Origin of the sequence: Sphingobacterium faecale (genome assembly GCF_016746095.1) — a bacterium.
Taxonomy (GTDB): Bacteria; Bacteroidota; Bacteroidia; order Sphingobacteriales; family Sphingobacteriaceae; genus Sphingobacterium; species Sphingobacterium faecale.
In genome coordinates, this window is the sequence record NZ_JAERTY010000017.1 from 19,044 (window position 1) to 32,562 (window position 13,519).

The following is a 13,519-nucleotide window of genomic DNA, read 5'->3' on the forward strand; positions in this document are numbered from 1 at the left end:
ATCGTTTCAATTATGTTTGTTCTAATGAAGCCGGAGTGCACCACCACTCTCGGCTTTTTTTGACAAACTTTTTTCTGTTTATCTATTTCATAAGCACAAGCCTCCGCCCTTGTATTTTAAACTTTACATTACTTATCTCTTCGAGTGCATACAAAATGCTAGACAGTTTTTTATCCCTCTTGATCGAAGCGTGCACGAGAATCTCCTTAGGTATATCATAATATTCTATTTCTAAATCATACCAACGCTCTAATTGCTGCAGTGCTTCCGGCAAAGGAGTACTTTTAAATCGGAACATCCCTTCCTTCCAAGCAATATATTCAGACACTTCCACGGTCGAAACCTTTACCTTTTGATCAATTAAAACAGCTTGTTGTCCAGGCGAAAGAAACACCGCATCACTGGAATTAGAATCAGCATCCACAGCTGATAAGGAAACTCTACCCTCTACCAATGTAGTAACAAGTTTCTTATTATAACTATTCACATTAAAAGCTGTGCCCAACACTTGGATACGTTGATTCTTACTAAGCACAATGAAAGGATTCTTGACATCGTGGACCACTTCGAAATAAACCTCTCCCGTTGTTTCAATCTCTCTTTTTCCTCCAGTAAAGTATGTTGGATATGTTATGGAAGAAGCCGCATTAAGCCAGACCTTTGTTCCATCAGGTAATGTGACTTGATACGTACCACCAATTGGCGTTTGGACTGTGGCATACTCCGCAGCTTGCAAGGTCACTGCTTTTCCATCAGAATAAACATAACTTCCATCCACTGTCATTAAGCTAGACTGGGTTGAATCCAGCTCTAAGCGCTCACCATTAGAGAAGGTAATCTGTGCACGATTACCACCAGGCAACACATCGTTAGTATATGTAAGCTCTTCAGTACTTACAGACTCTTGGCTCCTCCATATATAGAAATAACCTCCCAATACAAAAAACAATAATACTGCCGCTACATATGGCACCCATCTTCGGTGGCGTATTAGCCGCACTGATTTTTGTTTAATATCCCTAGGTTGTAAACGCGTCTGAATCTGGGCATAAAACCCCGCAACATCGATTTCGAAATCCGAATCGACACTGGTACTCCATCCCATACGAATTAAATGCTGCACGTCTTCTGGTTCCGATCGCTCTACGTATTGCAAAAGCTTATCTACCTCTTCAGGGGTAGCTCTGTCATCCAAAAACCGTCGGTATATATGTTCGATATATTTTTTCGAATCCATTTATAGGTGTGTTTATAAGGGTATACGCACCACTATAAAAAAAGGACTACTCTGATTTAAAAAATATTAATAGCACGATAAAATAAGGAATAAGAGTATAGCTGAATCCGAATTTTTTTGATCCTGAAAGTAAGATTTGAGTGTATGCATACTTTTGACTATATGATTACGGACAGTGTTGGTCGATATGCCCATAATATCTGCTGCCTCCTCATAACTCTTCTCTTCAATTTTACAAAGTATAAAGGCTTGTCTACGTAAAGGAGGCATAGTCGCTATTGCTTCGTGCAATAGTGTAATGGCTTCTTTTTTGAATAATGTCTGTTCGATCTGATCATAGCTCTCCTGACTAGTCATTCGCAGGGTATCACGGAGCTTTTCAGTACGAGCTGCCTTTCTATAAAAATCATACACCATATTTTCAGCTATACGATAGAGATATGCTGAAAATGGCTGTTGTATATCTATCTGCTCACGACGCTCCCAGATCCGTACAAAAAGCTCCTGGAAGAGCTCATCTACTTCTTCGGAAACCTTAACCATACGTCTTATTTTCAAATAAACAGGCTTCGCATGCTTTGTATACAAAAGTTCAAAAGCCCCTTGATCTCCCTCTTTGAGTCGTTGAAGAAGCGTAATATCGAAATGTAATTTTTCCGTAGGCAATGTTCTATAAAGGTCAGTTTCGAAGACACTAAGATATAGAATATTTATTTAAATAAAAACCACACATCACCTTAGGCAAGATCAATCTACTGAATAAAAACACTTTCCATTCTTTACCTGTTAATAAATGGCGATGGACTCAACCTCTAACTGGTCGCAGGGAATCTTGACTAATAGGCTATCGTGAGGGATGCTAGATAGCATAATAGAAAAAGCTGAACGTGGTGTTCAGCTTTTTTGTATTTATGACCCTGAGGGTATCTATTTCAGGTGTTCTATTTCTTCGATACTGAGGCCTGTGATCTCCTGAATATCCTCTTTTAAAAAGCCCTTACCCAACATCTTACGGGCGGTCTCAAGGGCTTTTTTATGTTCGCCTTCAGCCATTGCCTCCCTTTTTGCAAAAGCTATGGTATTATTATAATCGCGTTTGCGATATAAGCTGGATATGTATGTCATCCCACCAGGAAGTGCTCACCTCCATCCCCTATACAGCGTAGATCGAAGACGACCTTGCGCTCACTGCTATGCTCGCCATCTTCCTCGACATTAGCATAATGGAGATCTGCAATAACATGCTCACCCTCCAATAGGCTGTTCAGAAAATTGATTAGGTTGATTTTGTTCTCCTCCCGGCCGAAATAGTATTTCCAGCCAAAACCGATTCCGACCTAGTCGGATGACCTCATGAGTACCTTAAAAAACTTACTCTCACAAATAATCGGTAAGAATTTCGATGTACCGACTTGTTTTGCTTCTTGTTTTAATTCGTCTCTGCATAATATGGAAGTTTAATTTGAAATAGTATGTTAATTCATAAAGCAAACCTCCATAAACTAAAATTATTAGCCGTAAGTTAACCGTTTATATCCGTGTATAAACGGATAGTGAGGAGTCGTCGCTTGTGGGCAGAAAGTAACTCGGCAGTCGTTGGACGCGGTGCTACTAACGTGAAATGATGCCGGTAGGTTTAGCGACATCGACCAGCTAGAAGATAAGTTGTAAGAAAGCTTCCCTATTTGAAAGGTGATAAAATCGGCTATAAGGTAGGGAAAGTGAGATAGCTCCTTCTCGTCTATTGTGATGCAATTAAATATTGGATATATTAGGGAATAATTTAACTGCAGACTATGCTGTTTGAAATATTGGAGACTATCGGGCAAATTTTATTCAATAGGAATAGCTCATCGCCTGAGTCTTCGGGTAAAGATACCCGTAAGGAGAACCGTGCATGTAACTGGATATTGGCTATTGGACTAGCCATATCCTTCGGACTATTACTTCTAACATGGGAAGGGTTAAATACTTTATTCTTGGGTATATTATTTGGAATTTCACTCTTGACTGTTCCCCTAGGTGCATTTATACTGATTAAACTCAATGTGCTGAGACCAATGACGATGATAAACTTTTTTAAGACGTGCCTGGCTATATCAGTATCAGTGAGTATGCTGACAGTATGGATATACCAATAGAATTTAATAAGATATGCTAGTACCTACTATCCGTGGAATTATCGAAGTGAATGCACTACGCAGTGACTGTTTTGCCAATAATTCGATATTCAACTCCCTCGAAAATGCTTCTTCATTCTTTGCTAATGGATCAATCGGTTATTCGCCTAATGGAAACGGATTCGAGAGGTGGGAACTGGTTACTTATCAATGGAAGGTAGAACCTCTAGAGGTGTTGAATGTAAAATCGAGCTTCTTTGACGACAGATCAATCTTTCCGGAAGGAAGTATACAGTTTGATAATGCGCTGTTGATGGAGAATATTGAGCATGAATGGAGAGCGGTGAAATAGATGAAAAGGAAATGAAGAAAGTATATATTTTGAGCGGCCTTGGCGTGGACAGCAGGGTATTTGACAGAATAGATTTCACGGGCTACGATGTGACTCATCTGGAGTGGATAGCTCCTCGTGCCAAAGAAAACATGATGTCGTATGCTAAAAGAATAGCTGAAGTAATTACGGAAAAGAATGCTACTATAATCGGTCTGTCGTTTGGTGGGATGATAGCCATGGAAATTGCGAAAATTAGAGATGTGCGCAAAATTGTATTACTTGCATCGGCCAAAGGGCATAAGGAATTACCCCGGTTCAATAGAATATTCGGTAGCCTAAACCTACATAGACTCGTACCGGAGCGGATTTTGAAGCACCATAGTCGATTCAGTGATTATCTGTTTGGCATATCGTCTCCAGAAGAGAGCTTAATGCTTAAACAGATTCTGGCTGATACGGATCCCGTTTTTTTGAAATGGGCAATGGACCAGATCGTACACTGGAAGAATGATGCTTCACCTGAAAATATAGTACATATACATGGCGATAAGGATCATATCATTCCTATCAAAAATATTGAACCAACGCATGTAATCGAGAATGCAGGACATTTTATGACCATATCCCATGCTAAGGAAATAGAAGTTTTGTTGAAGAGCATTTTATGAAAAACAAATCTTGTTGAATAGATAGGTTCTTAGCTAGATTATGGAACAGCATCCAGCAAGCGCAGTAGATACGAACCTCGCAGATGAGGTATTGATGAATAGAATATATGCCTTTCGTGACCAGAAGGTGATCCGCCTGTAGTCGGACGCAACGCTTAGGTTAATCCACATACATTAAGACTGATAAAGATTATTGATCTGTTTGTGAATCCATACAGGTGTATACACAACTTGATTTTTCATCACTTTCTCATCTAGCTTTATTACAGCTTTCTTGATGGTCTCTAAAAAATCTTCTGTAATATCCTGTTGCCCTTTCTCCTTAAAGGCCTGCACAATAAGATGCTGTAACTCGTCTTTTATCGCAAAGCTTTTAGGAACAGTGCGTTTAAATTTGATGGTTCGATTTCCTATTTTCACTTTGCAAATGGCGGGACCATCCACGAACGTAGGCTCGCTTTGACATGGATGATCTCAGACGGAACACATCAATTCAGCTACCAAACCAGAAAACGGCTGTATATGGCTTAAGTAGTTCAAACGTGATACTGAAGACAAGGACACTTAATATCGAGATAACTAAGAAAATGATCGAAGTATTGAATCTACGTATGTAAGTAGCATGTGTTAGATTGTTGTGAGGTCTATTCAACAAAAGCAAGGCGCTGACACTATAGAATAAACCTATTGTAGCTATAACTCCTCCAAAAATTAATGCTGCTAAGTTCGCTAGAATTAATAGCGTTGATTTTAATCTTGCAAATTTTGGGTAATTAGTACCTTCCCCTTTGCTGTATTTAGGAAAGGACAATCCAAATATTCTAGGATAGGTATCGGTGGTTCTCATAATTAATGAGCTGAATATACGAAAACCATCCGTTATTCTGTCATATCACATGATCGAAATACATATATTGGAAGTAATGTATGCTTCACATCAATCTATGCAATACCCAAGAGACAGTACTACCTAGCAATAATGACGCAATAAACACAAAACTGATCGATAGTAAGGAGTCGTCTTTCGTGGGCAGGAAGTGATCCGCCAATAGTCGGACGCGGTCCTAATAACGTGAAATGATGCCTGTAGGTTTACCGACATCGATCAGCTAGAAGATAAGCTCTAGAAACCTTCCCTATTTGAAAGGTGATAAAATCGGCTATACGGTAGGGAAAGTGAGATAGCTCCTTCTCTCCTATTGTGATGCAATTAAATATTGGATATATTAGGATCATTAATTACTATAGGAAATCCTGATGTGAAAATGAGAGGAATAATATACCGAAAATGAAAAATCTAAAATTAAAATATCCTATAGTTTTGATTCATGGAACAGCGGCTAGGGATAACAGTTTATTCTGGGGCCGAATTCCGAAAACCTTCTCAGAAAACAACATCCCCTTCTATTACGGAAACACTGATCCATGGGGCAGTGTGACAAATAACGCAAAAATGCTTAAATCGTCTCTTCAAGAAATAGTAGAAAGAAGCGATGTGGAAAAATTCAATCTGATAGCGCACTCTAAAGGAGGAATAGATGCTCGTCACTTAATTTCGAAGCTAAATGAAGACAACAGGATTGCGTCCCTAACGACTATATCGACTCCTCATATGGGGACTCCGATTGCTGATTTCTTTCTTGAAAGGTATCTTTCTGATGATTCGATTACAAAAAAGATCGTGCAGAAAATTGCATTTCTTTTCGGGGGAAACTCTCCCGACCCGATTGAACTGATCCGAAATATAAGCACTGGTAATATGCAGATTTTCAATGCAGAGAATCAGAATAGCGATAAAGTGTACTATCAAAGTATAGCATCAACAATGAATATTCCGCAAGATGATTTGTTCTATGCCCTTACCTTTAAATATCTGAAAAGAACCGCTGGAGAGAATGATGGAATGGTACCTCTAGAAAATACTAAATGGGGTGATAAATTTGAACATATAAAGACAACAAAAGGCATATCTCATGCGGGTATTACAGATATAGGCCGTATGAAAATCGGAAATCTAAATATACCACAGGTCTACCTGGGTATTGCTGACGGATTGAAAAGTATCGGACTATAAAGAGTCAATAATGATTTACGTCCATTTCTATGTACTTATCCACGATTTGGTCGAATGTATTCTCAGCCATGTCATCTATACTTCTTAAGGTGGTTATTTTTGAGTTTGAAGGAGTGATGTGGCAGCTGGGGCGAGCATGAATGGGTGCTGCATGTTGACTACAAATAAAAACAATGGGGGTATAAAAAACTAAAATATTTTTATATGTTTGTGCGGATACCACCAATTTAACCAAGACATTGCCTAACTCAAAAACACATACGGATCTGACTCTCTTGGAACGACTTCAGCAGAGAGACAGCGTGGGAATGAATCTTGTCTACGAACTTTATTGGGCGCCTATGCTGAGTCACGCCTTTCGTATGTTGCAAGATGAAAATCAGTGTCAGGATATTCTGCAAGAAGTCTTTCTGACACTATGGCAAAAGGCTCCTACACTACGGCCTAACACGGAGCTAGCTGCATATCTACATACTTTAGTCCGTAACCGGGTATTGAATGCCTTAGCTAAAGAGAAAGTCAAAACTAATCATCTCGAATCATTTGTTTATTTTGTTCAGGAGGAGTATTTAGCTCCGGATATGTTTTATATTGAGCAAGAACTAGCCAGGGAAATCGATATAGAAGTATCGAAAATGCCTGAAGCCATGCGGCATGTCTACGAACTGAGCCGTGTACAACAACTCTCCCATCAGGAAATCTCTGTACTACTCCAGATATCGCCTCACACGGTAAAGCGTCAATTGAACAAGGTACTTAATAGACTGCGGCAATATATCAAGCAAAAAAACTATTTTTTCATACTGACAATCAACATCTTACTATTTATTTTATTTTTAGCGTGATACCAAAGCCTTCGGCAACGGTTATCCCTCTGAAGAAACAATGGTAAAGAAAGAAACGTATAGCAAGAATCAGAAAGAGCAAAAGGAGATGTAAAATCGGCTCAAAATTACATCAAGATTGAAAAAAGTACGACAATGTACTATAAAGAGAAAACAGTATGGACAGGATCGCATTCCAAGAATTAGTAGAAAAATATCAACAAGGCACTTGTACGCCAGAAGAGGAAATACAACTCCTGAGCTGGTATAATGTATATATGAAAAGCCAACCCTCAGGAACTGTGCCGGAAGGGTACCATGCGATAAAGCAACAAACCTGGTTGAAGATCCAGTCCGAGCTAACGACCAAAAAGGCCAAAAATATCGGTCTCTATCCGCGTCTGGCAAGGTGTGCTGCAGCTGCAATACTGTTGTTAAGTTTAACGTTTGCTTACGTCCGCTTTTTCCAAACTACTCCACAACCCGTCTATACAGAGTCAGACTTCCTACCAGGGGGTAAACGTGCAACACTGCAACTCGCAAGCGGTGAACGTATAACGCTCGATGAAACACAAGGAGTTATCTTGATCAACGAAGATGGCATAAGCTATAATGGGGATCATAGTGCTATCGCCCAATTAAAAGATGTACAGCAATTGAAACTCCAGACTCCAAAGGGCGGAACCTATCGAGTCATACTACCCGATGGCTCGCAAGTGTGGTTAAATGCGAATACAACCCTCTACTATCCAAGTCAGTTTAGTGATAGTATAAGGAGTGTGGAGCTAGAAGGAGAAGCATATTTTGCTATTGCCAAAGCGGAGCGCAAAGGGGCCAAAATACCCTTTATTGTAAAAAGTAAGGGGCAGCTGGTGGAGGTTCTCGGCACAGAATTCAATATTTCGGCATATCCGGAAGATCAAGAAAACAGAACCTCATTGGTGGAAGGGTCTATCCGGCTTTCGTTACCTCAAAACCGGAATCTTAGCCGCGAAAATTCAATGTTGCTACGCCCCGGTGAACAGGCTGTAAATAGTAACGGGACACTCCATAAAACCCAAGTAGAATTAGCACGCTTTACCTCTTGGAAAGATGGCATCTTCTACTTTCGCGACGCAGACATAGATGAAGTAGCGAAACAATTGGAACGCTGGTATGACGTGGAAGTCGTCTATCAGGGAGCAAAGACAAAAAAACAATTTACAGGGGAAATACCCCGAGACAGCAATGCTTCAGAAATACTAACCATGCTCGAATTCTTCGGTCTACAATACCATATCGAAGGGCGTCGCATAATACTATCCAATAATCAAAACCAAGAATAAGATGAGATATCCAACGTAAAGAAACAGAGAACTGATAGTATATATAACTATCTAAGCGGTAAGGGAATCCCATAAAATACCGGATAGGGCCTTCGAAAACACTATCCGGCAGATCGATCGGGTCATCCCTTTACAAATTTTACTAATCAACAAAGTTATCACACCCAACCATTACAAAAGTATGGACTTAAATTCTATTACGCAATATAAGCGAGTTATTATGCGTGTAAAATTAATGATCTTCCTCTTGGTTGCTGGCATTATTCAAGTGAGTGCTACGTCTGTTTTCAGTCAAAACATCACTTTGAATAAGAAAAGCATTAGCTTAGAGGAAGTATTGCAGGCTATTAAAGAACAGACTGGCCTCTTATATTTTTACGATAGCCCAGAAATACGGCAAACTATAGTCGACATACATGTCAAAAATGCCAGCCTGACAAAAGTTCTCGAGATAGCGCTACAAAATACGGGCTACTCGTATAAAATTAATAAAAACAATATCCTTATCCGGAAGAGGGATTTCAACAAGGTAAATAAGCATATAAAAAGTCCTGCTACCGAAGCAGAAAATGAACTGCAAAAAATCCAGCTTCCTGAAGTCCGAGGTCAGATAACAGACAGTACAGGAAGAGCATTAGTGGGGGCTACTGTACGGGTTGTGAATTTGAAAGATAAGCACATAAATCTGTTTACACAGACAAATAATGTAGGTGAATTCATTCTCAAGGATGTCCCCGAAGCCAGTAGACTTAGTATTTCGTATATCGGATATATGAGTTTAGAAGTTCCTGCTTCGAACAATGTAGGGGTGCTGGTATTAAAAAGAATGCAATCGACCGTACAAGAAGTGTTAATCAATGCGGGTTATTACACGGTAAAAGACAGGGAAAAAACAGGGAGCATAGCAAAAATAACAGCAAAGGAAATTGAGAACCAACCGGTAAGCAATCCTTTGGAAGCATTGCAGGGACGGATGGCTGGTGTCTACATTACTCAAAATTCGGGAACACCGGGTGGTGGGTTTGACGTAAAAATAAGGGGTCAGAACAGTATAATGGCTGGAAATGCCCCTCTGTACATAGTCGATGGTGTGTCTTTGGATGCAGAAAGCTTAGGATCTAGATATACTGGCATGATTCTTAGAGCAGGTAACATTAGCCCCCTAAATGCTATTGACCCATCAACAATCGCTTCTATCGAAGTGCTTAAAGATGCGGATGCAACAGCTATTTATGGCTCAAGAGGGGCAAATGGTGTAATTTTGATTACGACGAAAAATGGTGCTGCTGATGGTAATACACATGTAAACTTTTTAATGAATACAGGTATTGCTTCAATTTCCCGTAAACTCGATCTTCTAGATACGGAGCAGTACCTAGAAATGCGAAGAGAGGCATACGCTAATGATGGAATAACCCAATATCCGGCAAATGCATATGATGTGAACGGAGCTTGGGATACGGATCGCTACACCGATTGGCAAAAGGTACTGATTGGTGGCACAGCCAGAAATTATCGTTTACAAGGAGGTATGAATGGGGGAAATGAATCCACCCATTTCCAATTGAGTGCTGCTTATCAAAATGAAACAACTGTTTTTCCAGGAAACTTCAACTATGGCCGTGCTACTGTACAATCCAACACCACTCACACTAGTAAAAATAAGCGTTTTTCGGTAACAGTAAACTTAGGTTACAACAGCGAGAACAACTATTTACCAGCAACGGATCCGTCATTTAAAGCTTATAACTTGCCTCCGAATGCTCCTGATTTATACGATAAGAGTGGGAATTTAAACTGGGAAAACGGTACTTGGAAAAACCCGCTTGCAGAAATGAATGAACAGTATAGACAACGATCTAATGGTTTACGGGCAAATGGGCTTATGTCTTACAAATTGATGGAAAATCTCGAGTTTAAGATAAATACGGGATATAATACTGCTGAACAGAAAGATAATAGCGCTAGGCCTCATACATGGTTTAATCCAGCCTCGGGAAGAACATCGGCAGATTCGCAAATTACCATTCATGAGACTGGAAAGCGAGGATGGCTAATTGAACCCCAGCTACGGTGGAGGAAAGAAGTAGGTATATCTAAATTTGACGCGTTATTTGGAGGTTCATTTCAAGATCAGAATAATGAAAATCTGGTGCAATATGGTATAGGATTTCCTGACAACAGTTTAATAAACAATTTAAGTGCGGCTTCGCAAGTGGGTGTTTATGAGCATACGTCTTCGCAATACCGTTACCAATCATTATTCGGACGCATTAATTACAAATTTAGAGAACAAGTCATTATTAACCTAACAGGAAGACGCGATGGATCGAGTCGCTTTGCCCCTGGTAACAAATTTGGAAATTTTGGTGCGATAGGTGCTGCGTGGATTTTTTCGGAACAGCTTGACTATAAGTGGTTGAATCTGGGTAAGATCCGTGCAAGTTATGGGATTACTGGTAATGATCAGATCGGAAACTATCAATATCTTCAAACCTATAAAATCGAAAACCGTAACCGATATTCAGGAACTGTGGGTTTTACTCCTACGCGTCTAGGAAACAATCATTTTAAATGGGAGGCAAATCGTAAATTCGAATTAGGATTGGATTTAAGCTTTTTTGAAGACCGCTTGACTTTTTCAACGGACTATTATAACAATCGTTCCTCTAATCAACTCATCAACTACTCGCTCCCCGGCACTACGGGCTTCGGGTCAATCCAACGTAATCTAGATGCTTTAGTTCAAAACACCGGATTGGAATTCAATGTATCAGGAGTCGCAATGAAAAAAGAGAACCTGTATTGGAATATTTCGGTTAACTTATCCTTACCTAAAAATAAACTTCTTTCATTTCCTGGCTTAGTAGGATCTACTTATGCTAATACCTATGTCGTAGGAGAATCTTTGACAATCTCTAAACGCTATAACTATCTAGGGGTCGATCCTGAAACCGGATATTTTATGTTCAGGGATTATAATAATGACAATCTCATTACTTCACTTGAAGACCGAAAGGTCTACGTAGACTATTCAAATCCTAAATTTCATGGTGGAATCGCAAATTCACTGAGTTATAAAAATTGGTCTGCCGATGTGTTTTTTCAGTTTGTTAACCGGATGTTACAAAATGCTTATTCCGGAGGATTAATTCCCGGAGGAATGTATAATCAGCCAGCAGCTGTGATGGAAGGCCGATGGCAAAATACAGGAGATGAAGCCAGTTTCCAACGCTTCTCTACAGGTTCAGATTCTAAAGCATATATTGGAGCTTCGAATTACTCCATAAGTGACCAGGCCATATCCGACGCATCATTTTTACGTCTTAAAAATCTTGCCATATCGTATAAAACGAAGTTTAGAAATCAAAACAGATATTGCAAATTTATGATACAAGGACAAAATCTATTAACGTTTACAAGCTTTGAGGGAGCTGATCCAGAACAATATTACTATCTGCCTGCTTTGCGTAAACTCGTCTTTGGAATTGAATTGCACATTTAACTCAGAAAAATGAAACTTAATATTATATATATACTATGCTGCTTTTTAATCAGCGTATCAATTAGTTCTTGCCAGAAATTTCTAGAAATCGATGCCCCTTTCGGAGAAGTAACCGAAGAGGCAATGTTCTCCAATGAATCATCAGCCAACTCGGCTGTAACATCGCTATACGCCAGATTGAGAGAAGACGTAATGGTAGCTGGTAGCTTCAATGGCATGGGAATACTAATGGGCTTGTACGCCGATGAATTAGACAATTATTCTGCTGCTGGAGGTAGCTTGGATTTATTTCAAAAACATCAGATTCTTATATCTAACGCGACTGTAAAATCCATCTGGGACAATTCTTACCAAACTATATATATGTGCAACACTGTGCTGAACGGTCTTGAAGCATCAACGGGATTGTCTGTTGAGAAAAAAGACCAATTGAAAGGAGAAGTGCTATTTGTCCGTTCATTGGTTTATTTCTACTTGATAAATCTGTTTGGAGAGGTTCCTTATATTGAGATTACAGATCATGAAGCGAACAGCAAGGTCTCTAAGCTGTCTATAGAAACAATGTATGGACATATACTAGATGATTTGGGAAAAGCAAAGATATTATTATCGGACAAGTTTGACGCTGCGAACCGAACAAGAGCAAATGTATATGCTGTACATGCGTTGATGGCGAGATGTTACCTGTACCTAGAACAGTGGGACAATGCATTAACAAGTAGTAATGAAGTGCTCTCTAAAAGTTCACTTTTTAGCCTTTTACCACTAGATAAAGTTTTCCTAAGAAATAGTCAGGAAGCTATATTACAATTAAAACCCGAAACAGAAGGACGCTCGACACGTGAGGCCGATGTTCATGTTTTACTTTCTGGTCCTCCCCTAAATTTTGCGTTGAATAAACGAGTTGAAACCATGATGGAAGCTGGAGATCTACGTAGTCAAAAGTGGATCGGTGTATTGACAAAAGGATCCGATCGGTGGTTATTCTCTAATAAATATAAAGAAAGGACTTGGAAAGATGTTTCTCCTGAATATTCTACGGTCTTCCGGTTGGCGGAACTGTACCTAATTAGAGCAGAAGCTAAAGCCATGTTGAATGACATTGATGGAGCAACCGACGACCTCAATGAGATTAGAACCCGTGCCGAATTAAACCCAAAACAAAATCTTACGAAAGAATTATTTTTAGATGCTCTCGTGCAGGAACGTAGGGTCGAACTATTGGCGGAACACGGGCATCGCTGGTTTGATTTGAAACGATGGGGAAAAGCAGATGAGGTGCTTAAGTTAGTAAAACCCTCCTGGAAACCAACAAATATTCTATTACCCCTACCTGAGGCAGAAATATTAATGAACCCGAACTTATTGCCGCAGAACACAGGTTACCAGCAATAAATATTACCCCTATTATAACGTTATTTAATAAATAGAC

Annotated in this window: 14 protein-coding genes; 8 read left to right on the forward strand and 6 right to left on the reverse strand. The window is 39.6% G+C overall.

The features are described from left to right. Positions 1-82: 82 nt before the first annotated feature. From JKG61_RS21970 to JKG61_RS21985, 4 genes are all read right to left on the reverse strand, one after another. Entirely contained in the window at positions 83-1,237 is a 1,155-nt protein-coding gene (locus JKG61_RS21970; RefSeq protein WP_202105156.1) for a FecR family protein, read from the reverse strand. A 66-nt stretch (positions 1,238-1,303) separates the two neighbouring features. Further along, on the reverse strand, positions 1,304-1,903 hold the full coding sequence (locus JKG61_RS21975; RefSeq protein WP_202105157.1) for an RNA polymerase sigma factor: 600 nt from the start codon (positions 1,901-1,903) through the stop codon (positions 1,304-1,306). Positions 1,904-2,164: 261 nt separating this feature from the next. Continuing rightward, positions 2,165-2,362 carry a hypothetical protein gene (locus JKG61_RS21980; RefSeq protein WP_202105158.1) on the reverse strand — a complete coding sequence of 66 codons (198 nt, stop codon included), beginning with the start codon at positions 2,360-2,362 and terminating at the stop codon, positions 2,165-2,167. Then, positions 2,359-2,568 (reverse strand): PD-(D/E)XK nuclease family transposase, encoded by a 210-nt coding sequence (locus tag JKG61_RS21985; protein WP_202105190.1) that lies wholly within the window; start codon positions 2,566-2,568, stop codon positions 2,359-2,361. The genes JKG61_RS21980 and JKG61_RS21985 overlap by 4 nt, the downstream gene beginning before the upstream one ends. Positions 2,569-3,033: 465 nt before the next feature. Here JKG61_RS21985 and JKG61_RS21990 point away from each other — a divergent pair, with 465 nt between their 5' ends. From JKG61_RS21990 to JKG61_RS22000, 3 genes are read left to right on the forward strand one after another with little or no spacing between them, the layout of a single operon-like run. Next, positions 3,034-3,378, forward strand: coding sequence for a hypothetical protein (locus tag JKG61_RS21990; protein ID WP_202105159.1), 345 nt, complete (start codon positions 3,034-3,036; stop codon positions 3,376-3,378). Between the two features lie 13 nt (positions 3,379-3,391). After that, positions 3,392-3,709: a hypothetical protein gene (locus JKG61_RS21995; protein ID WP_202105160.1), complete on the forward strand. Its 318-nt coding sequence runs from the start codon at positions 3,392-3,394 to the stop codon at positions 3,707-3,709. An 11-nt stretch (positions 3,710-3,720) separates the two neighbouring features. Beyond that, positions 3,721-4,359, forward strand: coding sequence for an alpha/beta fold hydrolase (locus tag JKG61_RS22000; protein WP_202105161.1), 639 nt, complete (start codon positions 3,721-3,723; stop codon positions 4,357-4,359). Positions 4,360-4,533: 174 nt separating this feature from the next. Here JKG61_RS22000 and JKG61_RS22005 read toward each other — a convergent pair whose 3' ends face one another. Together JKG61_RS22005 and JKG61_RS22010 are read right to left on the reverse strand one after the other, a co-directional pair. Then, on the reverse strand, positions 4,534-4,803 hold the full coding sequence (locus JKG61_RS22005; RefSeq protein WP_317192431.1) for a DUF6088 family protein: 270 nt from the start codon (positions 4,801-4,803) through the stop codon (positions 4,534-4,536). A 49-nt stretch (positions 4,804-4,852) separates the two neighbouring features. Next, positions 4,853-5,206, reverse strand: coding sequence for a hypothetical protein (locus JKG61_RS22010; protein WP_202105163.1), 354 nt, complete (start codon positions 5,204-5,206; stop codon positions 4,853-4,855). Positions 5,207-5,647: 441 nt separating this feature from the next. Here JKG61_RS22010 and JKG61_RS22015 point away from each other — a divergent pair, with 441 nt between their 5' ends. The 5 genes from JKG61_RS22015 (at position 5,648) to JKG61_RS22035 (ending at position 13,482) form a co-directional block, all read left to right on the forward strand. Continuing rightward, positions 5,648-6,433 carry a lipase family alpha/beta hydrolase gene (locus JKG61_RS22015; protein WP_202105164.1) on the forward strand — a complete coding sequence of 262 codons (786 nt, stop codon included), beginning with the start codon at positions 5,648-5,650 and terminating at the stop codon, positions 6,431-6,433. A 239-nt stretch (positions 6,434-6,672) separates the two neighbouring features. Continuing rightward, on the forward strand, positions 6,673-7,278 hold the full coding sequence (locus tag JKG61_RS22020) for an RNA polymerase sigma factor (RefSeq protein ID WP_202105165.1): 606 nt from the start codon (positions 6,673-6,675) through the stop codon (positions 7,276-7,278). 158 nt (positions 7,279-7,436) lie between these two features. Continuing rightward, a complete protein-coding gene (locus JKG61_RS22025; protein WP_202105166.1) occupies positions 7,437-8,582 on the forward strand; it encodes a FecR family protein in 1,146 nt (381 codons plus the stop codon). A 220-nt stretch (positions 8,583-8,802) separates the two neighbouring features. Then, positions 8,803-12,087 carry a SusC/RagA family TonB-linked outer membrane protein gene (locus JKG61_RS22030; protein WP_202105167.1) on the forward strand — a complete coding sequence of 1,095 codons (3,285 nt, stop codon included), beginning with the start codon at positions 8,803-8,805 and terminating at the stop codon, positions 12,085-12,087. 9 nt (positions 12,088-12,096) lie between these two features. After that, the gene (locus tag JKG61_RS22035) at positions 12,097-13,482 is read left to right on the forward strand and encodes a RagB/SusD family nutrient uptake outer membrane protein (protein WP_202105168.1); all 1,386 of its coding nucleotides are present in this window, start codon (positions 12,097-12,099) and stop codon (positions 13,480-13,482) included. The last annotated feature ends 37 nt before the right edge of the window (positions 13,483-13,519 follow it).